Here is a 25,181-nt window from a genome sequence, read left to right as displayed (position 1 = left end):
ACAGTAAAATAAGCTACTGGTAATCAGTAAGCTTTGCAGTATGCGAACGCAGTGCCTGTAGTTTACTTTCATAACGCTGTTTATCATGATCAAAATCTGCTTTTATTGTTCGCCATGGTCAGGTATTTTTTGGCTAGTTTCAAGTCACCTAGCTGAAAATATATACGTGCAAGGCCAAAGTCACTGTCATGTAAGTTACTATCTAAAGTGCGTGCTTTTTTAAAATGCGCTATCGCATCTTCATAGCGCCCAGTTGCGTAGGCATCATTGCCAAGCGAAATATGATAATACGGATTAGTTTGACGCTTTTTATCTAGCTGTGTGAGGATGGCATCACCCTGTTGTTCACGATTCGTCAAATTGTAAAGCAGTGCTAGGTTGCCCAAAGCCGTGTTGTTATCAGCATCTAAGGTTATGGCATATTGGTAGGCTACTTCTGCCTCTGGGTAGAGGTTTGTTAGCCTTAAGAGCACACCTAAGTTCCCCCAAGCTCCTGAATAAGCGCTATCTGTATTGATAGCAGCTTTGTAATAACTGTATGCACGACCATAGTCATGGCTAAGCATGGCCGAAACCCCTTTGTTGTTATAAAACATGGCGGTGATACGTGCTTTATTAATATGACTGGTTTTAAATGCTGCCTGACGGCTATTTGGATCAAAATCAATCACTAATGAACGCGAACCAGGATAAATAATCGTGCGGTTTATGGCGTGTTTGTCGTGTTCTCTTACCTTTAAATTTATGTGTCCTGTCAGTAAGCTAAAGCCATTATTTCGTGCCCAATACTCTGGAATGTGAACCTTTTGAAATTGCCCTTCAAGACCAAGATACTCGGCTAAGCTGTACGCTAATATTGATAAAGAGAGGCAGTTGGCATTTAAATCAGCATAGGCTTGATTCGCGGTTAGTGTCGCGCCTGATTGATAAGACAATGAGGCATCACCATTTTCTAATAAAAAGTGCAGTAAGCGTTTAGTTGTCTCGAGTGAGCGAGTGTCTTCAGGAAAAGCACTGTCTAACTGACGTTTAATACGCGGAGTTAGCGCAAAAATTTCTTCCTGACTTTCGACTTTTGAAAGCCTAAATTCATCAAGCTCAGTGAGTGCTAATGGCGCAGGGGCCAACTGCTTAGGTGTATTATTACATGCTGATAAAAAGCAAAGACTTGATAATAGAGCAATCGTAGGCGCGTTCATAAAGCCCCCTTTAATTAACAGCCTAGGGAATCACATGTCTGTAAGTATAGGCTGTAATTAAAAAAGGGTCAGTGTTTACTGTTACAAAAGGTGTCAGCGTTTATCAAAGGTCGCAACAAGATCGTCTAGCGTTTGCGCACTGCTTGCTAAATCCTTTATTGCTTGCTCAGTGTCAATCTGCTCATGCATCACGGTATCGCTGATATCGCTAATTTGCTCAATATTGCGTCCGACATCAGCAACGACATTGCTTTGCTCCTCTGTGGCCGTCGCAATTAATGTTGCCATATCATTAATCTCATTAGCTGCATTGGTGATCGTGTTAAGCAACTCAACAGAGCTTTGCATGGCATTAACACTCAATTGAGCGCGTGATTTAGAATGATTTATATGTTCGACAACAAGATCGGATGTGCTTGTTAATTCACTGATCATCGTTTGGATTTCATTCGTCGATTGTGAGGTTCTGCTGGCAAGTGCGCGTACTTCATCTGCAACAACAGCAAAACCACGACCATGCTCACCAGCGCGAGCAGATTCAATCGCGGCGTTAAGCGCTAAAAGGTTTGTTTGCTCAGAAATACCACGAATAGCATCAACAATGCTGGCAATTGCCTGCGTTTTGTTTGCAAGTTCGTTAACTTGTTCCGTAATGTTGTCGATGTCGGTTGCTAATTCAATTATTGCTTCTTTACTTTGGGTCACCTGCGTATGACTTTGTTCGGTACTGTGTTTACTGGTTTCTGTCAGTTTTGCGGTATTCGTGGCGCTGGAGGCAATTTCTTGTACCGTCGCGCCCATTTGATTAATTGCGGCAGCAACTGAAATTGTCTGTTCTTTTTGATTATCAAGTGCTTCAGAGTTCTTTTGGGCCTGCTTAAATACATGGGCCGCGCTTTGTCTTATTTCGCGACTTTCTTGCGCTACTTGCATGATGGCCGTTTCAATTTTTGAAATGAATTGGTTAAAGCCCGTGCTTAAGTTAGCCAGTTCAGGCTGCTCAGATTCTGGCAAACGGTATGCTAAGTTTGCATCACCAGAGCCTAAACGCATGAACAGCTCTGCCATTTTTGATAGGGGGGATGACAGTGTTTTTGCTAATAAGAAACCTGCGAAGCTGGCAACTAGCGCAATGACAATTGCAAAGCTGATTATCTGCCATTGTAACACTTGAATACTGGCAAATACCTCATTTTTGGGCACTTGAGCAATGACAAATAAATCGGTATTTTTAATTGGGCTGGCAGCAAGCAGTGTTGCTTCGCCATTCAGGTCGAGTTCGTGTAAATTAAAATCTTGATTGGTTAGTAAAGAGTCTGTAATACCTGGCTGGTACACCGAATCTAGTTTTGCCTTAGCCACTTTACTGGCATCTTTATGTAATTGAATTAAGCCATTTTTATCTGCTATGAACACAAACCCAGTTTCTTCAATCTTAAACCTTTGTAGCATGGCTTGCATGTCATCAATGCTTTTTGCCAATCCTGCAAGACCAATACCATTGGTTTGCTGGTGGTTAACAAACATTTTTACATCAGTGGGCGACTCTTGATAAATACTGATAGAAAAAGGCACTGATGATTGCGTGAAGTCAAAAAACCAACTGTCTTGCTCTTTCGTAAGCACACGTAAAAAACCATCTTGATTCCAATATTGTGCAGTTTCACGATTGGCCCATGATGCCGTGGCTAAATCATACTGTTTAACAAGGCGGTTGAGCTCTTTGAGCAGCGTATTATCGTTATTATTTCCTGAGCGAGCCCATTCTAAAACGAACTCGTTGCTAGAAAGCTGTTCTGCAGCGCTGATCATTTGGTTTATATCGTGGGTGATATAGTTATCAATTGCTTGCAATTTACTTGGCAGTTCAGATTCAATCATACGGTGTTCGATGATTTTTTTTGCACTGTAAAGGGCTGTTGCACCGATAAGTGCTGCAACGATAAGAGCAATAGAACTGCCTAGTAGAGTTATTTTTTTGGTAATGGTAAGTTGATTTAACGCCATGAAAGTGTCTTAGTTTACAACAAATAAGAGAGTAATTTTAGCATACACTTTGCAGATGACGAATAAATGTAGGGACAAAAAAAAAGCCCAAAGCATATGCAATTGGGCTTTGTTTCTAACAAGCGAAACTTACTTTCCAGGGTTAAACAATTTTCTTCATTGCTGACATGTAACCGCGTAGTTTACTGCCTACCACTTCCACAGGGTGCTCTCGAAGTGCTTTATTCACAGCGATCAACGTTTGGTTATCAACCTGATTGCTGGTGCTATCAAGGCCTTTACCAATGACATCAGTATCCATGTTTTGCATAAAGTCTTTTAGCAGTGGTAAACACGCATGGTTGTATAAGTAACAGCCATATTCTGCGGTATCGGAAATAGTTCTGTTCATTTCAAAAAGTTTTTTACGCGCAATCGTATTAGCAATTAGTGGCGTTTCGTGCAGTGATTCATAGTAAGCCGATTCAGCAATGATGCCCGCTGCTGTCATGGTTTCAAATGCCAGTTCAACGCCAGCTTTTACCATTGCAACCATTAGAATACCTTGGTCGAAGAAGGTTTGTTCATTGATCTCTTCATCAGTATTTTGTTGCTTTTCGAATGCTGTTTCTGCTGTTTCTGCGCGCCATGCGAGTAATTTTGCATCATCTTCAGCCCAATCAGCCATCATGCCACGAGAAAACTCGCCGCTGATAATATCGTCCATGTGCTTATTATAAAGAGGGCGCATGATTGTTTTTAGCTGCTCGCTTAACTCAAATGCCTTTACTTTCGCAGGGTTCGATAAGCGGTCTAACATGTTTGTTACACCACCATATTTTAGTGCTTCGGTGATTACTTCCCAGCCGTATTGAATCAATTTAGAGGCATAACTAGGATCAATCCCTTTTTCAACCATTTTGTCAAAACACAGTAATGAGCCGGTTTGTAACATGCCGCATAAAATAGTTTGCTCACCCATCAGGTCTGACTTAACTTCAGCAATAAATGATGATTTTAGTACACCTGCGCGGTGGCCACCGGTGCCAGCCGCGTATGCTTTTGCTTGTGCTAAGCCATGTCCTTGCGGATCATTTTCAGGGTGAACAGCGATAAGCGTAGGGACACCAAAGCCGCGTTTGTACTCTTCGCGTACTTCAGAGCCTGGGCATTTAGGCGCAACCATAATGACCGTTAAATCTTCGCGAATTTGCATACCTTCTTCAACAATGTTGAAACCATGTGAATAGGCAAGGGTCGCGCCTTGTTTCATAAGTGGCATGATGGCATTCACAACGGATGTATGCTGCTTATCAGGTGTTAAGTTTAATACTACATCGGCAGTTGGGATAAGTTCTTCGTATGTACCAACAGTAAAACCGTTTTCAGATGCATTTAAGAATGATTGACGACGCTCAGCAATAGCCGACTCGCGCAACGTATATGAAACATCTAAACCTGAATCACGTAAATTTAAACCTTGGTTAAGACCTTGTGCGCCACAACCGACAATAACGAGTTTTTTCCCTTTTAAAGCGTCTACGCCATCAGTAAATTCTGATGGATCCATAAATTCACATTGCGCTAATTGCGCTAACTGCTCACGTAAAGGAAGAGTGTTGAAATAATTCGCCATTGTTAGTGTCCTATTAATACTAGTTTGTTAGAAAACAAAGAGTCGTTCTTTGTATGGGTTAACAGTATGCAATTTTAAACCTTGCGTAAAATGATATATTTGCATTAAAGTATTTCATAAAATGAAATGGTGAGATTATGGATCACAAGCATCTGCATTACTTTTTAGCATTGGCGAAAACATTACACTTTGCGAGGGCCAGTGAGCTGTGTCATATCAGTGCTCCGACACTGAGCCGAAACATTAAGCAGCTTGAGGAGGAGGTTGGCGTCGTCTTGTTCAATCGAGATAATCGCACGGTTAAATTAACTCGAGAGGGTGAGTCTTTTATTGAATATGCTAACGCAACGTTAGCGAATTGGCACCGTTTCAAAGCGAATGTACAAGAGCCACAGCAGCATATATACGGTAATGTGAGTATTTATTGTTCGGTCACCGCCTCGTATAGTTTTTTACATCAGATATTAGAACAGCTACGGATGCAGCATCCCTATATTGAAATAACTTTAAATACGGGTGATCCAGCACTGGCTATTAATCGGGTTTTAGATGGTCATGAAGCCATGGCCATTGCAGCAAAACCTGCTAAGTTACCTGGGCAAATAGCATTCACCAGTATTGGTTACTCGCCTTTGGTACTCATTGCTCCTAAAATTGTGTGCCCTATTAGTGAGCAGCTTAAAGATGAAAATAATATTGCCTGGTCAAACCTTGAGTTTATCGTGGCAGAGCAGGGGTTATCTCGACAACGTTTAGAGCAGTGGTGGCGTAAGAAAAGCATTCATGGTCGAATTTATGCGCAAGTAGCGGGGCATGAAGCCATGGTATCAATGGTGAGTTTGGGTTTAGGGGTGGCAATGGTGCCGAAGATCGTGCTCGACAACAGTCCGCTAAAAGATAAAGTTCAAATTATTAGTGATGCTGAACAAACTATTCCCGGTTTTGATATTGGTTTAGCGGTACTCAATAAAGAGCGGCATGACCCGGCACTGAATGCGATTTGGAGTATTGCGCAATCGTTAACTCAACAGGCAATCTAATACTTTTATGCTCGCTTATTTGGTTGGGTGTATGAGTTTGATTTGGTTCTTTTGGTTGTTCTGTTTTTGTATAGGTATATTATTTTTTTATAGTTATTTAGTATGGTTTTTTAAAAGTTTAACTCGTGGTTTGTACTGGTTTATGTCTGTTAAATTGCTTTTTTATTGATTTTTTTCAATGTGTTGCTACCGTAATTTAAAATAATAAAAATTCATGGCAACGACACATGGTATTGTCTGCTCAAGCCGCTCATTCTTTAGGTTATTCTAGCCACTGTTTAAAGCTAGCCATTCCATTAATGGTGAAATATAAAATTCCCATAACGCCGCTTAATTATGCAATTTGGTATTGCTATGTTAGTGACAAGAACCATGATTTAAATAAAGAGCTGGATGGCTTTATTAGCAGATTTAATGGCTGTAGTTATGAGCAAGCTAACTACTTATTTAACAAGTACCTTTCAGCCAATGACCTATCCTTATTTTATCAGCTTTCGAATAGTTTTGATGATGTTGTAGGGCAAGTCCAACATGATTTAACTGCAGCGCTTAATCAATCAACGCAGTTTAATCAGGTATTATATGCATGCAGGGGGAAGTTACACGATGCTGATATTAGTAAAGAAAGAGGCTTCGATGATGTACTTCACTGTGTTGAGCGTTTAACTAACGAATCAGCCGCATTACAAAATCGCACGCAAGATTTTCAAAATCAACTAGCCCTAGCATATGCAAAAATTATAACGCTAAAACAAGAGCTGATTGATTCAAAAAGAAAGGCTGAAAAAGATACGCTCACTGGGCTTTTTAATCGCGGCAAATTTGATGAAGATATTACCGTTTTTTGTCAGCGTGATGATTTAGCCGAAATCGCTGTGCTAGTGATGGTCGATATTGACCACTTTAAAGTATTTAACGACACTTTTGGTCACCAAAAAGGTGATCAAGTCTTACGTGCTGTTGCGGTAAAATTACTGAAGTATGTCGCAAGTGTTGGTCAAGTTTATCGTTATGGGGGAGAAGAGTTCTGTTTCACTGCGCAGTTTACCAGCATCAGTGATATGACTAACTTTACTCAACAGCTGCGTTTAGCCATCACAAAATTACACATTAAAGATCCTGCTTCCACGACTGTACTGGGTTATGTTACCGCAAGCTTTGGTGTTGCAATTAAATCAACAAATAGTCAACCAAATCAACTCATTAAAAAAGCTGATAAGGCACTTTATCTCGCTAAAAAGCACGGTCGTAATCGCATAGAAATTATTGAAGAGTAACAAAGTGACAGACTTACTGCGTATAAATGTATCAAATTTGTGAATAGTTGTAACTTGCTAAGGACAGTTTATTCACAACTTGGTAGTATGGTGTCATTGCATAATTCTCTTTGGTCGTAACAATAATAATGAAGTCTCAGACGATCAGGATGTGCGTAATCGTTTTTTCTGTGCTGCTTTTGCTTTCAAGTAAAGTCTATGCCGATGAATCAACACGCACTGAACGTGAAAGCCGTGTGGCTAGTCAAGAAATCGATATTAATCGCTGGCACGTAAGTGTTAATGCGGGTATTGGTGTCATGACGAACCCGCTACATGGTGGTAAAAATTTACCCTTAGTAGTGCTACCTGAAATAGCCTATTACAGCGAAAAGTGGTTTTTTGATAATGGCCGCCTCGGTTATTCTTTTCATGAAAGTGCTTCACACGTTGTTAATTTTGTGACCGAGTTTAATCCTGAAACTCGCTTTTTTATTGATTTTCATCCAAGTAATGTGTTTGCACTGCAAACATCAAATAGCTTCATGGTTGAATCAACGACCAGTGACGAACTCGTTGAGAAAAGGGCGACAATTGACGATGTACGTAAACGTCGTTGGGCACTTGATGCGGGCGTGAGCTACCACTACGTACGCGATAACCATATTTTCTCTTTACAAGCTTTAGCTGATGTATCTGGGGTCTACCAAGGAATGCGAAGTGCATTACAATGGCAAGCACATTATCAAGTCGATGACCTTGAAATAATGCCGAGCATGGGCATTTGGTACAAATCAGCCAAACTAAATGATTATTTTTATGGTTTATCTGCCGAAGAGTCTTCAAATGGGGTAATTGGTGTTGGCAGTAGCTGGCAACCTTATGCTAAAATCGACGCCCGTTGGCCTCTGAGTGAGACTAACTCTCTTCGTTTTCATTTAGCATATTACGACTACTCAGCCGTGGATGACAGTCCGCTTTTTGAACACACGTATTCAATGACTGCTTTTATAGGATTCAATCATATTTTTTAATATGAAGTATTTTGTTTTAAGTCTGTGTGTGTTTGTTGCTGTTATTTGGGGGTTCCCGAGTCACGCACAAGCGACTCACTTAGCTATCTCACCCAAAGTGTGTGTTGTATTACAGCAGCATGATTTTTGCGATCTTCAGTTAAAAATAAGTTGGCAAGTGGCGCAGCCTGAAGATGTGTGTTTGTACCAAAATAATCAGCAGATTCAATGCTGGAAGAACACTCGAAAAGCGCAGTTACATCATAAAGCGCGTGTTCAGGTTGAAACAATATACTCCTTAATCAATCCGCACACGGGGAGTAAAATTGCAACAGCTAAAGTTGAAGTGCAAAGCACTGAAGCAAAAACAACGAGACGCAGATTACGCTCACCGTGGAGCTTATTTTAATTCAGGAGCAACCAATGGCAAAGATTTTACTTGTTGAAGATGATCTCGGTTTACAACAGTTAACACGGGACTATCTTCAGCATAACGGGTTGGATGTTGCGGTCCTTGAACGCGGCGATGAAGTGTTTGATTACCTTGAAAACAACCCGGTAGATTTAATGATTCTAGACGTTATGTTACCCGGTAAAGATGGCTTTAGTGTATGCCGTCAGGTACGCGATAAATATAGCCTACCGATTTTAATGCTGACAGCAAAAGGTGAAGACTTTGACCAAGTTATTGGTCTTGAGCTTGGTGCTGATGACTACGTCATTAAGCCGGCTGAGCCGCGTGTTTTACTTGCACGAATTAATGCATTACTTCGCCGTGGCCAAGCAACAAACAAAACCCCTGAAGAAATTACCTTTGGCGATTTAAGCATTGATAAAACCAGTCGCATTGTTACACTCAAAGGTAATGAAATTACACTTACGTCTCATGAATTTGAATTGCTTTGGTTATTAGCGTCAAATGCAGGTGAGGTGCTAAGTCGTGAGCATGTTCATCAACATATGATTGGTCGTCAATACGATGGTTTAGACCGTACAGTTGACGTACGTGTATCACGGATCCGTAAAAAGCTGGGTGATAACAGTGATAAGCCTTATCGTATTAAAACGGTGTGGGGACAAGGTTATTTGTTCGTATCTGATGCATGGGAAATGTAAGTATTAATGGGGAAACTGTTTGCAAGCTTATACCTTTATATAATAGTTTCTTTGTTTCTGGTTAGTGGGGTCATTGAGCAACTTTGGCCCTATGAAGATACTCAACAACACATCGCCCTCGACCAAGAGTTTGGGAAATCTCTCTGGCTCTTAAGTCAAACAGAAGAGGGGCTAGAAAAATTACAGCAAGCGTTTAATAGCGAACGCATTAACCGTAATGATGTCGCTCTACCTGAAGAATTAAACGCCAAGTTAAACGTTGATAAACACCTTTATCTTTTTAACCACCAGCAAGAAGTCATTTGGTACATAGCACTGAATGATAAGCAGTTGTTGCATGTGGGTCCTTTTTCAGTGTCCAATCCAAGTTTTAGCTCGGTTTGGCCTTACTTTCTATTATTAACCGTGATTGGTGTGCCTGTAGGCTTATGGAGTTTCTTACTGTGGCGCGACTTCAATAAGCTGACACTTGCTTGTGAGGCGGTCGGTGGCGCACAAGATTTTGAACTTCATGATGCGTCTAAATCATTTTTCTTACCAATCACCGATACCTTAAGCGCGATGCAAGAACGCATCCAATATTTGCTTGCAGCCCAACAAGAGCTTACTTCATCAGTTTCTCACGAGTTTAGAACGCCTTTAGCACGGTTAAAATTTGCGGTTGCTATGCTTGAAGAGCAAATAGAAAATGAAAAGTCATTCGATTACATCGATAACATGCAAGCAGACATTGCTGAGCTTGAAGCCTTAGTGTCAGAAATGCTTGAATATGCCCGCCTTGATTCCCATCAGCCAAGTTTAACGCGTCGCCCTTGTGATTTAACGGCATTGATTAATAGTGTTGTGAATAAACTAGAGTTTGCCACTGACATTGATGTGCAATTGAATGCGCCGGCAGAGCTCTACTACGAATGTGATGAGCACTTTATGGCACGCTGCATTCAAAATTTACTGGGGAATGCTCAAAAGTACGCAGCCCATAAAATTCAAGTGAGTTTGCAAGAATTTCCTGATTATATACAGCTCAATGTTGAAGATGATGGCCCCGGTATTGCCCCAAGTGAGTGGCAGAGTGTATTTAAGCCATTTACACGTTTAGATAAGAGTCGAGATAAAAAAACCGGTGGATTTGGTTTAGGTCTTGCTATCGTGGCAAAAATTGTAAGCTGGCATCAAGGGCAATCAGAACTGGGGAATTCTGAGCTGGGTGGGGCAAAATTTATTATTCGCCTCTATAAGCTAGACTATACCACTGTGCATTAATACGTCATCATTTTGAGTGACTAAACCTAACGCTTGACGTCAGTTGTGTTAAAAACTTCTGGTTGGCGACTGCATGTGTAGGAAGTCGAACAGTGCAGGAGCAATTGCCAAGGCACCTCAATTACAAAATATTACCTTCGTTATTACACGGTTTTTTACGTCAGCATAACTCTCTTCGTTAAGCTAACGTGTAGTCACTCATTAGCAGACATAAAAAAAGCGCCTTAGGCGCTTTTTCTGTGGTTAAAACCAAAAATAAACAAGTAGCAAAGTAATAGACTACGTTCAAAAGTAAAAGTTCACGAAAATTGAAATTATTTTTCATCTAATAATGGCATCAGCATTTTCTCTAAACCATTGAGTTTTACTTCGTACATCATTGCTAGTTGCGCGCCAAGTTGTGTGTCTGGAAATCCTTGCTGTTTAAACCATACAAGATAGGGTTCAGGTAGCAATAAGAGGGGGCGACCAGCGTACTTTCCAAACGGCATTTTTGTATTTATCGCGAGCTTTAATTGGGCTGTATCCATTACTGTCTCAATTGGACTTATATTTATTATGAATGATACGGCAAATAGGAAAGAGAAAATAGGCTGTGACGGGCAAGAAACAGCCTATTTAGTGAGGGAGGTAGGCCCTCGGAATGACTACTGCAAAATAATACTGAATGCTAATGTAGTTGTTGGCGACTCTTTTTCGAAAACCCAAGCTGCTTGAGCCTCGTTACGATAGTCGGGTCGTCAATTCGCTCAGGTGTTTCACTGTCACGAAGAAAATGATCACGCGGAACTTGATAAACATCGAGCATCTTGTTGAATAGCACAGTTCTAATATCCATCGCTGTCATGCCATTTTGTTGTAACTCATCAAGCTGCTGTTGAATATCTACAAGTTTCCCGGAATGTGCATCATCCGTGTTTGCTAAAGATTCTCTGGTAAACTTATTTTTCATTTAAACAACCTTAAACAGTCTAACAGTAGTGCATAAATCATGAAGTACGCAAGCAGACTGATAAACTTTTTTTGTGTTAAAAATAGATACTTAGCGTAGTATCTAAGCCCAGTTTACTCCTTTTTTGACAATGATTGCTAATTTGCATGTAAAGCTTTGTAAATAAGAATGACCTAGGGTGGGTACGTCAGGTATGGGGTTAATTTCTATGTCTAAGCAAGTATATGAATATAATGAAAATAATTCTCAGTACCATAATTAGGTGCTGAGAATTATTTTTTACATCAAGAAAAAAGTTTTTGTTTTACATGTTCAGCAAAGCCACTACCGGCTTCTAAATAGAAGTTATAGGTTGAATCTACGCCCATATCTTCTAGTTCTTTTTGCTGATCTGGGTAGTTCGCAATAGCAGTAACTTGGCCTTGATAACCCGAGGCACGTAACTGTTCAAGGGCAAAAATATTCTGCATATGTTTTGGCATTGCGAGCATAACCATGCCCACATGAGAATGATTTACGCGTTGCCAAAAATCAGGGTCAGTCGCATCTGCTATGAGTACCCGTCGGCCACGCTTAATATGTTTTTCTACCACATCGGGCTTAATATCAATACCTGCAACGAGATTAGGGTGTGTTTGACTAATCGTTTCGTACGCACCAGTGCCAATACGACCCATGCCAAAAATAACAATTTTTGTGTCATTTAGGTTTACTGGTAACTCTTCGGCAAGTCGCGTATCGCTTTCAAATTTGAGCAGCCAGTTTTCTAGTTTGACATAAATTTCGTTTGAACGTTTGTTTAAAGGAGACGCCAATATAAAGGTAACAGATACGGCAATAGCCATTACAGCGAGCCATTCACTGGTGATCATATTGCTACTTGCTGCAACAGCACACACAATTAACCCAAACTCACTGTAGTTAGAGAGGCTAAAAGCACTTAACAGTGAGGTACGCGCGCGTAGTTTAAAGAGATTAGTCAGTACATAATAAAGCGCCACTTTGATAGGTAATACAAATACAATCACCATGGCAACTAACACGGCATGAGTCGTTAGTTCTGCATTTAAGCCAATATTTAAGAAAAACCCTACAAGAAGAATATCTTTCAAATTAAGTAGTGATTTTGATAACTCACCGGCTTTCTTGTGCGACGCAAACATCATACCGATGATAAGCGCGCCTAAATCACCTTTAAGGCCTGCAAATTCAAATGCTTGATATCCAAGTACGAGTGCAAAGAAAAAACCAAATAAAGGCAATAGTTCACCGTGTTTTGAACGGTTGAGCACCCAAAACATAAGGGGGCGTAAAACAGGTAAGCCTATTAATAGTGCCAGTGCCCACATATTAGGTGCTTTGCCCGTACTAATGGCTAAGAAAATAACCGCGAAGATATCTTGCATCACTAAGATACCGATAGCGATTTTACCGTGTAGGCTTGCCATTTCTCCGCGCTCTTCAAGTACTTTAACTGCAAATACAGTACTTGAGAAACTAAATGCAAAGCCAACGAGTAAGGCACTTTGCCACGTGAGCTGATCAAAAAGGGGCAGTGCAAGCGCACCCAGCAATAGCATAAAAGCACTGAATAACGTGCTACTAAGCACAATGTGAATTGAGGCTGGTGCCCACACTTGGGGTTTTATTAAGTTAGAGACTTTCAGTTTTAGGCCGATGCTAAACAGAAGAAGTGTTACACCTAAGCTTGCGAGAGTATTGAGTAGTTCTGTTGTTTTGTAGCCATATAAGTTGAGGGCGAAGCCCGCCAACAAAAAACCAATAAGGGGAGGAAGCTTTAGCTGATAAACAGCAAAGCCACATACAAACGCGGTAGCAAAGTATATAAGTTCCATAATTCTTCTTTTGACTTCATTTGTTATGAGTGTAGCGAAATATTCTATATTGGAAAACACTAACGAATATAAAGAGTTTAAAAAATAAACACTTTTGCGTTATTTATTGATTAATGCGCCAAAAGTAACATTTTTTCGCTGACATTAGCTTTTAATTGTGGTTAAGATGCAGTAACGAAGGAATTTAAGCCAATTTGTTATAGAACCTGGCTTAAGGAGAAAAGATGTTTAAGAAAATCCTTGCATCAGTTGGTATTGGTGCAGCAAAAGTAGACACTGTACTAGAGACAGAACATTTACAACCCGGCCAAAAATTTAACGCTGTCATTGTGATTAAAGGCGGGGATGTTGAACAGGAAATCGCGGGCTTAGACTTAGCGTTAATGACGCGCGTGAAGGTACAAAGTGATGATGGAGATTACTTCACCAATCACATTATAGAAAAGTGGCGTATTAACGAGATTGGTACAATTGCCGCGGGTGAAGAAAAGCACATTCCTTTCGAGGCGCGTTTACATTCTGAAACGCCAATGACAGAGATCAACGCAGGGTATAATCAGTCGCATGTTTGGATTGAAACAGGCTTAGATATTGATATGGCACTTGACCCAACAGACCGTGATTCGCTCCATGTGTATCCGAATGATGCGGTAAGCACCTTAATGCAAGCAATGGACAAGCTTGGTTTTAATTTGGTGAAGGCTGATGTCGAAAAAGGGTACTTGCGAGCGCCTACCTTTCAATCACATTCAGGTTGCTATCAAGAACTAGAATACAGACCGAATAGCCGCAGTTTATTTGGATTACAAGAAATCGAATTGTCTTTTGTGCCTGAAGCCCATAAAACACATGTGTTGATTGAACTTGACCGTGCCTTTAGAGGCGATGGATATGTTGATTTAACCATTGAACATGATCATGTGAATTTATCGCAATTGTGTGATCAGCTTGAGCGATTGTTCGCATAATACGCTAAGCTAAAAACCTAGAAACCCAGCTTTGGCTGGGTTTTTTGTTATTAAAGGGAGAGTTATGTTTTCAATTAAGACTTATGGTGCGTTAAGCAAAGATGAGTATTGAGTATACTTCGTGCCAGAGTGGATGTATTTGTGGTAGAGCAAACCTGTCCATACCCTGAAATAGATGATATTGATAACCATCAAGAAACGTTGCACTTGTGTTTATTTAAGGACAATAGGCTTGCGGCTTATGCTCGTTGTTACCCAAAAAATACTGAATTGAGTGCATTTGGGCGGGGTGTTAGTGACTGCTGATTTTCGCGGTCAAGGTCTGGCAAAACAGTTAGTGCAAACGGCCATTGATACTTGCCAGCAACATTGGCCTGAGCGAGCTATTACAATTGGCGCGCAATGCTATTTAGTCGATTTTTACCAACAGTTAGGTTTTAAGTGTGTGGGTGAAGATTACCTTGAAGATGGAATACCACACCAAGATATGTGTTTGCAGTAGCCACAGGGCTACTGCAAAATTTGTTAACTTAACAGTGAGTTTGCAAACACGAGTGCGATGGCAATGGGGCATACAAACTTGATATACCAAGGCCATACTTTCCAAAAAAAGCTATTGCCGGCTTCTGGGCAGCCCTGTTGAATCTCTTTTAGTAACGCACTGCGATGCCAAATCCAGCCAACAAAAATACAGCACATTAAGCCAAGCAGTGGTTGCGCTATTTTTGTGGTCAGTGTGATCACAAAGCCAAATAATGAGCCAAGGTTAAACACAATAGTAAAACTGACGAGCGCAATTAACCCGCCTATTAACCACGTTGCTTGCAGACGTTTCAGTGCAAAACGTTCAACAGCGTATGATACCGGCGCCTCAAGCATCGAGATTGACGATGTTAATGCCGCAATACTCATTAGTGCAAAAAAGGCGAAGCCGACAAAAATACCCACATAGCCCATGCTCGTGAATAGGGCCGGTAACACTTGGAATACCAATGTATCTTCAGAAAGCAGGGTGCCCTCAGCTGAGAAAATTTGCACACCTTGCGCTTGCGCAACATACATGGCTGGAATAATTAATAAACCCGCGACAAACGCAATAAATACATCAATCAACGTGACATAGGCGCCAAGTGAAACGAGGTTTTCTTTTTTACTTATATACGAGCCGTAAATGATCATTACGCTGGTGCCTAAAGACAGTGAAAAGAAGGCTTGTCCTAGCGCGTTGACTAACAACTCAGGGTTCAAAATAGACGAAAAATCAGGCACTAAATAAGCTTTAAGACCTTCAACAGCACCTTCTTGTGTCATTACGTAAATGATCAACATAAACAGAATACCCAGTAACGCAGGCATTAAGCGCTTTGACCATTTTTCAATCCCGTTTTCGACACCTTTTGAAATAATAGCAATCGTTAAAATAATAAACGCGGCGGTAAAAATGATGTTTCTTGAGAGTGACTGCTCACTTAGCCAGGTCTGGGCTTGCACTTGCCCTGTTAATTGAGCAATGGGTTCAAGTGTTGCGCTTAACATCCATCCGGCAACAATGGCATAAAAACTGAGGATTAAGCCTGCACAGATAATGCCCCCAAACCCAACTAAAAACGCAAACTTCTTTTGCCACGCTTGATTGGTTACCTTACGCAAAGCGCTAACCGCATTTGCTTGACCATGACGTCCTATGACAAGCTCTGCCATTAACGCCGGATAGGCTAAACAAAATGCTAAAATTAAATAAGCAACTAAAAATGCGGCACCGCCATTACTTGCTGTTTGAGTGGGAAAACCCCAAATGTTTCCTAGGCCAACCGCAGAGCCTGCAGCTGCCATAATAAATCCAAAGCGAGAGCTGAACTCCCCGCGTGATGCGCTCATATTATTTTTACTTCTCTATTTGTGACGGCGCTGACAATCTACTTGAATTAACGCTAAATAAAAAGGGTTAATGACGGGCAATTTTGCTCTATGTCTTACCGTGTGTCGTGTCAGCGTAGATTTCAATCTATTGGGCGTAACAATACGAAAGAATTAACACAATTGAAACATTTTTAGGGGCTTTTATTCTGAATTGAAAGTGTAAAGCAAGCGCCACCGAGCTTTTTGCTCTTAGATACACTGATGGTTCCGTGGTGCCAATCTGCGACTTTGGCTGCGATTGCAAGGCCAAGCCCGTAACTTTCTCCATCACGGTTACGGTGAGTTTGTTCTTGGAAAAAGGGACTAAATACTTTATGCCAGTTTTGCTCATTGACCCCTGGTCCGTCATCTTCTACGTTTATCACCACGAGCTCTGGTGAGCAGTGCGCTGTAATGAGGATGTCTGAGTGTGCGAAATCGCATGCATTACTTAATAAATTTACAATTGCGCGAGCTAACCAATGAAGATCAGCGCAAATATATCCTGTCTTAATATCATGCTCTAAACGTAAAGCGCGTTGCTCTAACTTTGGCTCTACTTGATGGATTACAGTCAGTAAATAACTGTGTAAATCTGATTCATTAAAAGTTAACTGGTTCGCTTTTTGTTCTAACGTTGCAAATGCGAGATAACTTTTTAGCATAGACTCCATTTGATCAAGGTCTTGTTCCATGCGTGCTAAATACTCAAGACGTTTTTCTTCATTTGGACAGTCTTGTGCGGCTTCTAAACCAAATCGTAAACAGGCAATAGGCGTGCGGATATCATGAGACAAGCTCGACGCCATTAATTTATTTTCGTCTAATAGCTTCTCAATTTGGCTCGCCATTCGGTTAAATGTCAGCTCAACATCTCGTATATACGTGAAATGAGACACATGAATACGGCTGCTTAAGTCTCCTTTAGCAAATCGTTTTGCCGCTTCATTTAATACTGTTAAGCGTTTTGCGAGAGGGGTAATAATAAAGCCCATAAAAACACACAAACCAGCATAAAATAAAAGCGTAAGTAACACGTCGTTGCCTTGGTCGTGTATAGGGTCTTTACCAAGGCGCATTTTTAGATGATGTGCTCCAAGAGAGGCTTCACTGTGCAGTAAATAGTAACCTTGTTGATCTTCAAGAATTAAGCCGTTAGGTTGGGTTATTTGCTGCAGTAATGAATGAGGCAGTGCGAGAGATTGGGTGGGTCTATATTCAAGTTGCACATTAAAGTCGCTGTTTAACTGTTTTATTGCCCGTTCACGCTCGGTCGGGGCCATAGCAGCCAGTTGTTTAGCAAAGCCTTTAATCATTTGTGTTTGGTTATAAAACTCATCCTGTGGCGTATGAGTTTGCTGACTAAAGGCGTCAATTAGCCAGCCCAATACAATAATTGAGATAAGTGCGCTGCCAAGAAGAGAAATATAAAACTTTTTCACAGGTTTAAATCTATTGCCAAGCCGTGGCGACCAGTAGATAACCTCGTCCCCAAATTGTTTTTATTTTTTCGGGATGTTGAGGGTCATCACTGAATTTTTTCCGCAATGATGAAATAAGCACATCAACGCTACGGTCCAAACCGTCGTATTCTCGCCCTTTTGTTGCTTTAAAAACGGCGTCTCTTGAAACAACTTGGCCTGCATTACTCGCAAGGTAGTGCAGTAATAAATATTCGGCACTTGATATATGAACTTCTTCATCATTAAAGTAAACCGTGCGAGAATCGGTATGAATCGCTAACTTGCCTACTGTAATAATACTCGATTCAGTGGCTGAGTCTTGTTTGTCAGACTGAGAACGAAGAGCCGCTTTAATACGGGCGAGTAATGCTCGAGGACGCACTGGTTTCATCATGTAATCACTGGCACCCACTTCTAGACCAATAACCTCATCCATTTCATCATCTCGGGCGGTCAGCATAATAATGGGGGCATGATAAAACTGCCTTAAGTCGCGACAAACGCTGATGCCATCTTGCCCTGGTAGCATAATATCCAGTAATACGAGGTCGGGCGGTGAGGTGCGAACTTGTTCAACAACGAGATCGCCACGCTGGCAAAGTGTGGTATTGTAACCTTGCTCTGTTAAGTATTCGGCTACCCAATTCGCCAAAGAAATATCATCTTCAACGAGTAAAATTGTTCCGTAATGCTCCATTATCTACTCCTAATAGTTATACCAATCCGCAAAAATACTTAATCATTTTGAGTGATCAAACCAGTCGCTACCTGCGTTAAAAATTTCTGATTTAGAACAACTAAATAACTAAATTTTTGCCTTGTTATCAACGCGGTTTTATTGCCTCAAAATAGACCACTTAATTAAGCAGAATGGTATTAGAACAGTCGCCAACGACGTTTTTTCTGACGGTTTTTATATACCCACTGTAACTGTATTTCAGTAGAGGCGACAATTTTTCCATTATCACTATTAATCAACTCAAATCCGACCGTTTCTGTAGAGTCAAACTCATACCTAAACAGCCCTTTGTGCTGCATAAGCCAGCATTGAATAATATGTTTGCTGTCGGAATTACGTAAACAGTAGTTTCCTATTTGCTGCTGTCGCCAAGAAACCTCAACATCAGCGTAACAATTTCGTCCTTCACGCAGTGCCACACAGGTATCAGGTATTGCAACAAGAGTATTGCTATCGGCTGTCTGTTCTTGTGCATTGACGGGTGCAATGGGTAAGGCGAACAAAAAGTAGTATTTAAAAAACATAGCGCAGGCCTACCTTGGCTTTATGCTGATACTCTTGCGATATAATAGGGCTTTGATGAATGTCATTTGAAAACCAAGTTGATAACCAACCCGTTAAAAAGACCCAGTGCTGATTAAGCGGGTATTCCGCATGAAACTCAAAAATGAGACTGTATGATGTATCTGGGATATACAGAGGTCTGTCAGCGCGTGATTCGGGCTGCGAAATCCCAAAATAGTAATTGGTAAAGTCACTTGAGTAGGCACTCAAGCCAACACCTGAACGAAATTCCCAGTTTCGCCATGGAATGATCTGACTAAAAAATGAATTCATTACCCAGCCATTATGAGTGCCAGATACATCGTGTAAATATTCAAAAGAAATGTGTGAATTTTCAAAGCGGCGGGACAGGCGAAGACCAACATCAAAATCATAATTACGGCGTTTTATTCCCTCAAGTTCCGCGATAACATCGTCGCCGTAAAACGTTAAACCTGTTTCGTCAAACCCTGATTGAACATTCGTCCCGACAATATCAAGACCCCACTCAAATTTATCTATAATGCTGTAGCCAAGAGAAAGGCCACCACTTAATTGGCTTTGGTCGTAATCGAGGTAAAATTTCTCGTAAGAGACAGCAAGATGGATATCGGGCTCAAATCCATCATTATAGGAGTCCATGCCAACAAGGTATGAATCTTCAGCATAATACCCTGCACCAATTCCCCAATCCCAGGCAAAACCTTGGCTTGGTTCGAGTGTATTGTCGGCGTAATAACGATTACTTGCTTGGCTCGACGTGCTAAAAATGCATAAGTAGATAAATAAAAGGGCGCTGCAGGCTCGCAAGTTTGTCATCCTTGTTACTAATAAAAATAAGCTCGTACTAGGATATAGTATATTGTTAATGAGTTCCCGAAATCTGTAAAAAAATGTAGGGGTGTAATCAGGTGTGTTAAAAAGTGTGGCTTAAATTAAACGCTGCTTTCCTTGAGGGTAGTAGGTAAGAAAAGCAGCCACATTAACAGTGTGAGCGTTTATAGATGACTCACTGGACTTTAATTTTGTCGATTAAAATACTGGTGAGGTAGTATTGCATCATCGGTGTCAGCGCGCTTATCTCTGTACGATTACACGGGCCTTGTTCTTTCGTTAGAGCTGTCATACGTGAAATAGTTTGATAAGCAGGTATCTCAATGTTTTTGTTAATGCGCTCAAGACGAGCTTGCTCAGTGTTTTGCTCATGAATGAAACTGGCAACTTCGAGTTCATTTTTAATCATTTGCTGCTGTTCAAAGCTGTAAATAAGTGGCTCGCGGTGAAAGCTTGCGCTATCGATAGACGATTTTGCAAACCAAACTACATCACCGGTTTTTTTATGTGTTAAACGCATACTCACTTGTCCAAGCATTGTTGCACACTGCTTAGTTGGGAACTGAACCGCGATATCATCGAATAAAGGAAATGGTTTTTGTGGTTTTACGAGTGTGTACTCAGTGTCAGCAACCAACTCTAAATCTAATTGATGGATTGAGAGCGTGTAATCCGCTTGACCTTCATCAACAACCTTTAATTGTTTTGCCACTAACGATTCAGAAATTTGTGAATAAAGCGTATCTGTCACGCTCGTTTTGTCGGCAACAATCGTCACTGTTTGATTTTTACTGACAGTATGAGCCGGTAACTGCACAGACTTAACTTTAGGTGCTGCATGGTCTGTTTCATACTTTATTTGATAACGTTGGCTTTGTAGCAATGGCTTTTCTGGCATTACTAACAACGGAGCTGGTTCTGGTCTTAGGGCACAACCGGCTGAAATTAAAGTAAAAAGCAAAACGACAAGTAAGCGCATAAAAATAAGTCTACCCATGAAAAAAGTTAAGATTGTGCGCATTGTACGTTAGTCGAAGCAAAAGTTCATGATATTATGTTATGAGAAACTTCCGAAACAGATTAAAAAAATAAATAATGAAGTACTCAGCACCTATTATCATTTGTCTATTTTCATTTCTTTTACTGCTTTCTTTTAGCAGTCAGGCTGCAGGTAGCGGTTCACAATGGCAGACATTTTTAGACGATTACAATACGTACTTATCTCGAAAATTAAGAAGTAAAGGTATTCCAGGTGGAGCGCTTTCAATTGTCAAAGTCGGAGAAGATGATTTTGTGCGGGGGATAGGCCGCACAAAAATAGACAATGGCCGAAAGGTTGATAAACACACGCGTTTTCGTTTGGCATCCGTATCAAAAACTTTTGCAGGGTCATTAACCTCAAAACTTGCTGCGCAGGGGGAGTTTAATATCGATGATCCTCTGAGTAAGTTTATTCCTGAGTTTTCCAATACCGTTTATAAAGATGATTTAAAAATTTACCATATTTTAAGTCATTCAAGCGGCTTAGTGCCGAATGCGTATGATAATCTGATTGAATCGCGAATGAGTTACCCTGATATCGTCGAGCAACTGCTGAGCGTGCAACCAATATGTAAGCCGGGTGAATGTTACGGTTATCAAAATGTGATGTTTAGCTTAATTGACTCGGTGATTTTAAAGTCGACTCAAATGGACTACACGCATTGGATTTCTGAATATATCTTTGCCCCCCTTAAAATGGTCGATGCGAGTGTGGGTTATGATGGCATGGTCCGCGACGATAATTTTGCTCACCCTCATGTTCGTGGCCGAAAACGGTGGTATACATCTCGGTTAAAGAAAAATTACTACAAGGTTGCAGCTGCCGCAGGGGTTAATGCCAGCGCAAACGATATGGCTATTTGGCTTAACGCGCAGCTAGGTCAATACCCCGAAGTATTGCCTTTAGATGCACTAATCAAACAAACCCGACCGTATACACACACCAAAAAAGAGACGCGTCGAAGAGTGTGGCGCAGTCATGTTAAAGATGCATATTACGGGCTTGGATGGCGGGTATACAACTATGATGATGAAGTACTTTATTATCATAGTGGCTGGGTGCAAGGTTACCGAAGTGATTTAGTGGTGTTTCCTTATTTAAATATTGGTTTTAGCTTAGTACTCAATGCCGAGACAGGATTGATCAACGAATTAACCACCGAATTTATAAATCGGACGCTTAAGTTCGTTAGAGAAGATAAAACGCTTAAGTAATAAAATTTAGTTACAAAAAAGCCAGCTCTGCGCTGGCTTTTAGTTTATTGCATGACTTTGTTGCAATATTAGCCGCGAGGAAGCTGAATTTTTTTCTCTTCGCTTTGGCGATAAAGCACAATTGTATGACCAATTGTTTGTAATTTTTCTGCGCCGGTCTCGCGAACAATTGCATCAAAAATCAATGCTTTAGTCTCACGCTCGTCGGTAGGTACTTTTACTTTGATAAGCTCGTGAATATTAAGTGCGCTTTCGATTTCAACTAAAACGCCTTCTGTTAAACCGTTTGCACCAAGTAATACAACTGGTTTTAAACTGTGTGCTTGACCTTTTAAAAACTGCTTTTGTTTGTTCGATAATTTCATGATGTTACAAATTTTGCTGAATATGGCTTGAATTAAGGGTATTCTAACGCCATCTAGAGAATATTACTAATTAGTTACGTATTAATTTTATGGCAAACAAAAAACATTCAGCCAGTTCTAAGCGTTGGTTGAAGGAACATTTCGACGATCCTTATGTTCACGAAGCGCAAAAGAAAGGTTGGCGTTCTCGTGCGGTATTCAAATTAGACGAAATTCAAAATAAAGATAAATTAATTAAACCGGCTATGACAGTGGTTGACTTAGGGGCCGCACCTGGTAGCTGGTCTCAGTATTTAGCCGAAAAAGTAGGTGATAAAGGGCAGGTTATTGCCTGTGATATCTTACCGATGGATTCTTTAGCCGGTGTTGATTTTTTGCAAGGTGACTTCCGTGAAGAAGCTGTGCTTGATGCACTATTAACACGTATTGACGGTAAAAATGTTGATGTCGTTTTTTCTGATATGGCACCGAATATGAGTGGCAATACATCAGTTGATCAAGCTGGTAGTATGTATCTTGTCGAACTTGCGCTCGACATGTGTCATCAAGTTTTGAAGAAAAATGGCGCTTTTTGTGTCAAAGTATTCCAAGGAGAAGGATTTGATCAATACTTACAGGACGTACGTAATAGCTTTAAGGCGGTAAAAATTAGAAAGCCCGATGCTTCGCGTGCCCGTTCTCGGGAAGTTTATATAGTGGCGACAGGCTACAAACTGTAGTACAGTTGTGCTGCGTTAAGTTGAATTTAAATTAATTGGATACAAGAGGTTAACCCCTTGAGCGATATGGCGAAAAATCTAATACTCTGGCTGGTCATTGCAGTTGTGCTAATGTCAGTGTTTCAGAGCTTTAATGGTGGTGATCAAGCAGATCGCCAAACAAGTTATACTCAATTTGTTAGTGACGCACGTAGCGGCGCTATTCAAGAGGTCTCTATTGAAAGCACAACTGGCACCATTACAGGTACCAAAACAAATGGTGAGCGCTTTCAAACTATCATGCCAATGTATGATAAAGACATTTTGAATGATTTATTGAAAAGCAATGTAAATGTTAAAGGTGTTAAGCCTGAAGAGCAGTCTTTCCTCGCCAGCATTTTAATCTCTTGGTTCCCAATGTTACTGCTTATTGGTGTGTGGATTTTCTTCATGCGTCAAATGCAAGGCGGTGGCGGCAAAGGGGCGATGTCTTTCGGTAAGAGCAAAGCCCGCCTAATGAGCGAAGATCAAGTTAAAACTACGTTTGCTGATGTTGCCGGGTGTGATGAAGCGAAAGAAGATGTCACAGAGTTAGTGGACTTCTTACGTGACCCATCAAAATTCCAAAAGCTGGGTGGTAGTATCCCTAAAGGCGTACTTATGGTAGGTCCTCCGGGTACGGGTAAAACTCTTTTAGCGAAAGCGGTTGCCGGTGAAGCAAAAGTACCATTTTTTACAATTTCAGGTTCTGATTTCGTAGAAATGTTTGTTGGTGTGGGTGCATCACGTGTCCGTGACATGTTCGAACAAGCGAAAAAAGCAGCCCCGTGTATCATCTTTATCGACGAAATTGATGCGGTAGGCCGTAAACGTGGTGCAGGCATGGGGGGCGGTCACGATGAACGTGAGCAAACTCTAAACCAAATGCTAGTAGAAATGGACGGCTTTGAAGGTAATGAAGGTATTATCGTTATTGCAGCGACAAACCGCCCAGATGTACTTGACCCAGCGTTATTACGACCGGGTCGTTTTGACCGCCAAGTTGTGGTTGGTTTACCTGATATTCGTGGTCGTGAGCAAATCTTGAAAGTGCATATGCGTAAAGTGCCATTAGGCGATAACGTAGAGGCCGCTGTAATTGCACGAGGTACACCTGGTTTCTCAGGTGCTGACCTTGCAAACTTGGTAAATGAAGCGGCGCTATATGCAGCGCGTGGCAACAAGCGTGTTGTTAGCATGGCTGAGTTTGATGCAGCAAAAGATAAAATCATGATGGGCGCAGAGCGTAAGACCATGGTGATGAGCGAGCAAGAAAAAGAGATGACCGCTTATCATGAAGCAGGTCACGCGATTGTGGGCCGTATGGTGCCAGAACACGACCCTGTTTATAAGGTGTCTATTATTCCACGTGGTCGTGCACTAGGTGTTACGATGTACTTGCCTGAACAAGACCGTGTGAGTCACTCTAAAGAGTTACTAGAGTCAATGATTTCTAGTCTTTACGGTGGTCGTATTGCAGAAGCACTGATTTATGGTGAAGACAAAGTAACCACAGGGGCAAGTAACGATATTGAGCGCGCGACAGACATCGCACGTAAAATGGTTACTCAATGGGGCTTAAGCGAAAAGTTAGGTCCACTGCTGTATGCTGAAGATCAAAACGAGATGTACATGGGTGGCGGTGGAAGCCGTGCCATGAGCATGTCAGATGAAACTGCAAAAGTTATCGATAGCGAAATTCGTTTGTTCTCAGATCGCAATTACCAACGTGCTGAGCAAATCTTAAAAGACAATATTGATATCTTACATGCGATGAAAGATGCATTAATGAAGTACGAAACAATTGATGCGGGTCAGATTGACGATTTAATGGCTCGTCAGCCAGTGCGCGAACCGCGTGACATGCATGACCGTCGTCCAGATGATAAAAAACCAGCGGCCAAGGCTGAACCTGTTGCTGAAGAGTCAAAATCGGATGATTCAGTAAAAAAGGATGAAACAAACCTTGATGACAAAGCTGAATAATCGTTAAAATACGTTTAGCAAAAGCCCCGCTTGCCGGGGCTTTTTTGTAGCGACATAAAAAATCGTTTAGGTGC

General features: G+C 41.1%; 23 protein-coding genes and 1 pseudogene. 11 read left to right on the top strand and 13 right to left on the bottom strand.

Annotated features, from left to right (window positions below; all coding sequences use genetic code 11):
* Positions 1-89 precede the first annotated feature (89 nt).
* The 3 genes from IT970_RS10475 to ilvC form a co-directional block, all read right to left on the bottom strand.
* A complete protein-coding gene (locus IT970_RS10475) occupies positions 90-1,199 on the bottom strand; it encodes a tetratricopeptide repeat protein (RefSeq protein ID WP_231387274.1) in 1,110 nt (369 codons plus the stop codon).
* A 93-nt stretch (positions 1,200-1,292) separates the two neighbouring features.
* Positions 1,293-3,206, bottom strand: a complete 1,914-nt coding sequence (locus tag IT970_RS10470; protein WP_036967152.1) for a methyl-accepting chemotaxis protein — start codon at positions 3,204-3,206, stop codon at positions 1,293-1,295.
* Between the two features lie 142 nt (positions 3,207-3,348).
* Complete coding sequence (ilvC, locus tag IT970_RS10465) at positions 3,349-4,821, bottom strand: ketol-acid reductoisomerase (RefSeq protein ID WP_036967155.1); 1,473 nt, start codon at positions 4,819-4,821, stop codon at positions 3,349-3,351.
* Between the two features lie 137 nt (positions 4,822-4,958).
* Between ilvC and ilvY the strand changes: the two genes are divergently transcribed.
* The 6 genes from ilvY (at position 4,959) to IT970_RS10435 (ending at position 10,509) form a co-directional block, all read left to right on the top strand.
* The gene (gene ilvY / locus IT970_RS10460; protein ID WP_118844447.1) at positions 4,959-5,861 is read left to right on the top strand and encodes an HTH-type transcriptional activator IlvY; all 903 of its coding nucleotides are present in this window, start codon (positions 4,959-4,961) and stop codon (positions 5,859-5,861) included.
* Between the two features lie 227 nt (positions 5,862-6,088).
* Positions 6,089-7,138, top strand: a complete 1,050-nt coding sequence (locus IT970_RS10455) for a GGDEF domain-containing protein (RefSeq protein WP_075593721.1) — start codon at positions 6,089-6,091, stop codon at positions 7,136-7,138.
* Positions 7,139-7,287: 149 nt separating this feature from the next.
* On the top strand, positions 7,288-8,151 hold the full coding sequence (locus IT970_RS10450) for a MipA/OmpV family protein (protein WP_196857307.1): 864 nt from the start codon (positions 7,288-7,290) through the stop codon (positions 8,149-8,151).
* Position 8,152: 1 nt separating this feature from the next.
* A complete protein-coding gene (locus tag IT970_RS10445) occupies positions 8,153-8,539 on the top strand; it encodes a DUF3019 domain-containing protein (RefSeq protein ID WP_036967167.1) in 387 nt (128 codons plus the stop codon).
* 14 nt (positions 8,540-8,553) lie between these two features.
* Positions 8,554-9,246: a response regulator gene (locus tag IT970_RS10440; protein ID WP_036967170.1), complete on the top strand. Its 693-nt coding sequence runs from the start codon at positions 8,554-8,556 to the stop codon at positions 9,244-9,246.
* Between the two features lie 6 nt (positions 9,247-9,252).
* Entirely contained in the window at positions 9,253-10,509 is a 1,257-nt protein-coding gene (locus IT970_RS10435) for an ATP-binding protein (protein ID WP_196857306.1), read from the top strand.
* Between the two features lie 314 nt (positions 10,510-10,823).
* Here the strand turns inward: IT970_RS10435 and IT970_RS10430 are convergent, their stop codons facing one another.
* From IT970_RS10430 to IT970_RS10420, 3 genes are all read right to left on the bottom strand, one after another.
* Positions 10,824-11,039, bottom strand: coding sequence for a DUF3820 family protein (locus IT970_RS10430; protein WP_065978107.1), 216 nt, complete (start codon positions 11,037-11,039; stop codon positions 10,824-10,826).
* 140 nt (positions 11,040-11,179) lie between these two features.
* Complete coding sequence (locus IT970_RS10425) at positions 11,180-11,461, bottom strand: hypothetical protein (RefSeq protein WP_036967185.1); 282 nt, start codon at positions 11,459-11,461, stop codon at positions 11,180-11,182.
* Between the two features lie 284 nt (positions 11,462-11,745).
* Positions 11,746-13,317: a cation:proton antiporter family protein gene (locus IT970_RS10420; protein WP_036967189.1), complete on the bottom strand. Its 1,572-nt coding sequence runs from the start codon at positions 13,315-13,317 to the stop codon at positions 11,746-11,748.
* 224 nt (positions 13,318-13,541) lie between these two features.
* Between IT970_RS10420 and IT970_RS10415 the strand changes: the two genes are divergently transcribed.
* Together IT970_RS10415 and IT970_RS10410 are read left to right on the top strand one after the other, a co-directional pair.
* Entirely contained in the window at positions 13,542-14,285 is a 744-nt protein-coding gene (locus IT970_RS10415; protein WP_036967192.1) for a sporulation protein, read from the top strand.
* A gap of 108 nt (positions 14,286-14,393) precedes the next feature.
* A pseudogene (locus IT970_RS10410) lies at positions 14,394-14,787 on the top strand (GNAT family N-acetyltransferase).
* A 23-nt stretch (positions 14,788-14,810) separates the two neighbouring features.
* On the opposite strand, the gene IT970_RS10405 reads toward IT970_RS10410, so the two are convergent.
* The 6 genes from IT970_RS10405 to IT970_RS10380 all read right to left on the bottom strand — a co-directional run bounded on the left by IT970_RS10405 (position 14,811) and on the right by IT970_RS10380 (position 20,742).
* Positions 14,811-16,163, bottom strand: coding sequence for a sodium-dependent transporter (locus tag IT970_RS10405; protein WP_074989701.1), 1,353 nt, complete (start codon positions 16,161-16,163; stop codon positions 14,811-14,813).
* A 173-nt stretch (positions 16,164-16,336) separates the two neighbouring features.
* Positions 16,337-17,626, bottom strand: coding sequence for an ATP-binding protein (locus IT970_RS10400; protein ID WP_196857305.1), 1,290 nt, complete (start codon positions 17,624-17,626; stop codon positions 16,337-16,339).
* Between the two features lie 10 nt (positions 17,627-17,636).
* Positions 17,637-18,344, bottom strand: coding sequence for a response regulator transcription factor (locus IT970_RS10395; protein WP_036967204.1), 708 nt, complete (start codon positions 18,342-18,344; stop codon positions 17,637-17,639).
* Positions 18,345-18,523: 179 nt separating this feature from the next.
* Complete coding sequence (locus IT970_RS10390; protein WP_036967206.1) at positions 18,524-18,910, bottom strand: DUF3019 domain-containing protein; 387 nt, start codon at positions 18,908-18,910, stop codon at positions 18,524-18,526.
* The gene (locus IT970_RS10385; RefSeq protein ID WP_036967207.1) at positions 18,900-19,748 is read right to left on the bottom strand and encodes a MipA/OmpV family protein; all 849 of its coding nucleotides are present in this window, start codon (positions 19,746-19,748) and stop codon (positions 18,900-18,902) included. Before IT970_RS10385 ends, IT970_RS10390 begins: the two co-directional genes overlap by 11 nt.
* Before the next feature lie 190 nt (positions 19,749-19,938).
* On the bottom strand, positions 19,939-20,742 hold the full coding sequence (locus tag IT970_RS10380) for a hypothetical protein (RefSeq protein ID WP_074989710.1): 804 nt from the start codon (positions 20,740-20,742) through the stop codon (positions 19,939-19,941).
* 116 nt (positions 20,743-20,858) lie between these two features.
* On the opposite strand from IT970_RS10380, the gene IT970_RS10375 reads away from it, so the two are divergent.
* A complete protein-coding gene (locus tag IT970_RS10375; RefSeq protein ID WP_036967213.1) occupies positions 20,859-22,019 on the top strand; it encodes a serine hydrolase domain-containing protein in 1,161 nt (386 codons plus the stop codon).
* 68 nt (positions 22,020-22,087) lie between these two features.
* On the opposite strand, the gene yhbY is transcribed toward IT970_RS10375, so the two are convergent.
* Positions 22,088-22,384: a ribosome assembly RNA-binding protein YhbY gene (gene yhbY, locus IT970_RS10370; RefSeq protein ID WP_036967216.1), complete on the bottom strand. Its 297-nt coding sequence runs from the start codon at positions 22,382-22,384 to the stop codon at positions 22,088-22,090.
* 89 nt (positions 22,385-22,473) lie between these two features.
* On the opposite strand from yhbY, the gene rlmE reads away from it, so the two are divergent.
* Positions 22,474-23,103 carry a 23S rRNA (uridine(2552)-2'-O)-methyltransferase RlmE gene (gene rlmE, locus IT970_RS10365; RefSeq protein ID WP_036967218.1) on the top strand — a complete coding sequence of 210 codons (630 nt, stop codon included), beginning with the start codon at positions 22,474-22,476 and terminating at the stop codon, positions 23,101-23,103.
* Positions 23,104-23,169: 66 nt separating this feature from the next.
* Complete coding sequence (gene ftsH, locus IT970_RS10360) at positions 23,170-25,107, top strand: ATP-dependent zinc metalloprotease FtsH (protein WP_065978102.1); 1,938 nt, start codon at positions 23,170-23,172, stop codon at positions 25,105-25,107.
* The last annotated feature ends 74 nt before the right edge of the window (positions 25,108-25,181 follow it).

The organism is Pseudoalteromonas sp. A41-2, assembly GCF_015767615.1.
GTDB lineage: Bacteria > Pseudomonadota > Gammaproteobacteria > Enterobacterales > Alteromonadaceae > Pseudoalteromonas > Pseudoalteromonas lipolytica.
Note: the sequence above shows the minus strand (reverse complement) of the source record. Positions and strands in the feature narration are given on the sequence as shown.

Excerpts from the sequence above, each read along its gene's own strand:
- IT970_RS10475 (WP_231387274.1), bottom strand. The coding sequence starts at position 1,199 with ATGAACGCGCCTACGATTGCTCTATTATCAAGTCTTTGCTTTTTATCA.
- IT970_RS10470 (WP_036967152.1), bottom strand. The coding sequence starts at position 3,206 with ATGGCGTTAAATCAACTTACCATTACCAAAAAAATAACTCTACTAGGC.
- ilvC (WP_036967155.1), bottom strand. The coding sequence starts at position 4,821 with ATGGCGAATTATTTCAACACTCTTCCTTTACGTGAGCAGTTAGCGCAA.
- ilvY (WP_118844447.1), top strand. The coding sequence starts at position 4,959 with ATGGATCACAAGCATCTGCATTACTTTTTAGCATTGGCGAAAACATTA.
- IT970_RS10455 (WP_075593721.1), top strand. The coding sequence starts at position 6,089 with ATGGTATTGTCTGCTCAAGCCGCTCATTCTTTAGGTTATTCTAGCCAC.
- IT970_RS10450 (WP_196857307.1), top strand. The coding sequence starts at position 7,288 with ATGTGCGTAATCGTTTTTTCTGTGCTGCTTTTGCTTTCAAGTAAAGTC.
- IT970_RS10445 (WP_036967167.1), top strand. The coding sequence starts at position 8,153 with ATGAAGTATTTTGTTTTAAGTCTGTGTGTGTTTGTTGCTGTTATTTGG.
- IT970_RS10440 (WP_036967170.1), top strand. The coding sequence starts at position 8,554 with ATGGCAAAGATTTTACTTGTTGAAGATGATCTCGGTTTACAACAGTTA.
- IT970_RS10435 (WP_196857306.1), top strand. The coding sequence starts at position 9,253 with ATGGGGAAACTGTTTGCAAGCTTATACCTTTATATAATAGTTTCTTTG.
- IT970_RS10430 (WP_065978107.1), bottom strand. The coding sequence starts at position 11,039 with ATGGATACAGCCCAATTAAAGCTCGCGATAAATACAAAAATGCCGTTT.
- IT970_RS10425 (WP_036967185.1), bottom strand. The coding sequence starts at position 11,461 with ATGAAAAATAAGTTTACCAGAGAATCTTTAGCAAACACGGATGATGCA.
- IT970_RS10420 (WP_036967189.1), bottom strand. The coding sequence starts at position 13,317 with ATGGAACTTATATACTTTGCTACCGCGTTTGTATGTGGCTTTGCTGTT.
- IT970_RS10415 (WP_036967192.1), top strand. The coding sequence starts at position 13,542 with ATGTTTAAGAAAATCCTTGCATCAGTTGGTATTGGTGCAGCAAAAGTA.
- IT970_RS10405 (WP_074989701.1), bottom strand. The coding sequence starts at position 16,163 with ATGAGCGCATCACGCGGGGAGTTCAGCTCTCGCTTTGGATTTATTATG.
- IT970_RS10395 (WP_036967204.1), bottom strand. The coding sequence starts at position 18,344 with ATGGAGCATTACGGAACAATTTTACTCGTTGAAGATGATATTTCTTTG.
- IT970_RS10390 (WP_036967206.1), bottom strand. The coding sequence starts at position 18,910 with ATGTTTTTTAAATACTACTTTTTGTTCGCCTTACCCATTGCACCCGTC.
- IT970_RS10385 (WP_036967207.1), bottom strand. The coding sequence starts at position 19,748 with ATGACAAACTTGCGAGCCTGCAGCGCCCTTTTATTTATCTACTTATGC.
- IT970_RS10380 (WP_074989710.1), bottom strand. The coding sequence starts at position 20,742 with ATGCGCTTACTTGTCGTTTTGCTTTTTACTTTAATTTCAGCCGGTTGT.
- IT970_RS10375 (WP_036967213.1), top strand. The coding sequence starts at position 20,859 with ATGAAGTACTCAGCACCTATTATCATTTGTCTATTTTCATTTCTTTTA.
- yhbY (WP_036967216.1), bottom strand. The coding sequence starts at position 22,384 with ATGAAATTATCGAACAAACAAAAGCAGTTTTTAAAAGGTCAAGCACAC.
- rlmE (WP_036967218.1), top strand. The coding sequence starts at position 22,474 with ATGGCAAACAAAAAACATTCAGCCAGTTCTAAGCGTTGGTTGAAGGAA.
- ftsH (WP_065978102.1), top strand. The coding sequence starts at position 23,170 with ATGGCGAAAAATCTAATACTCTGGCTGGTCATTGCAGTTGTGCTAATG.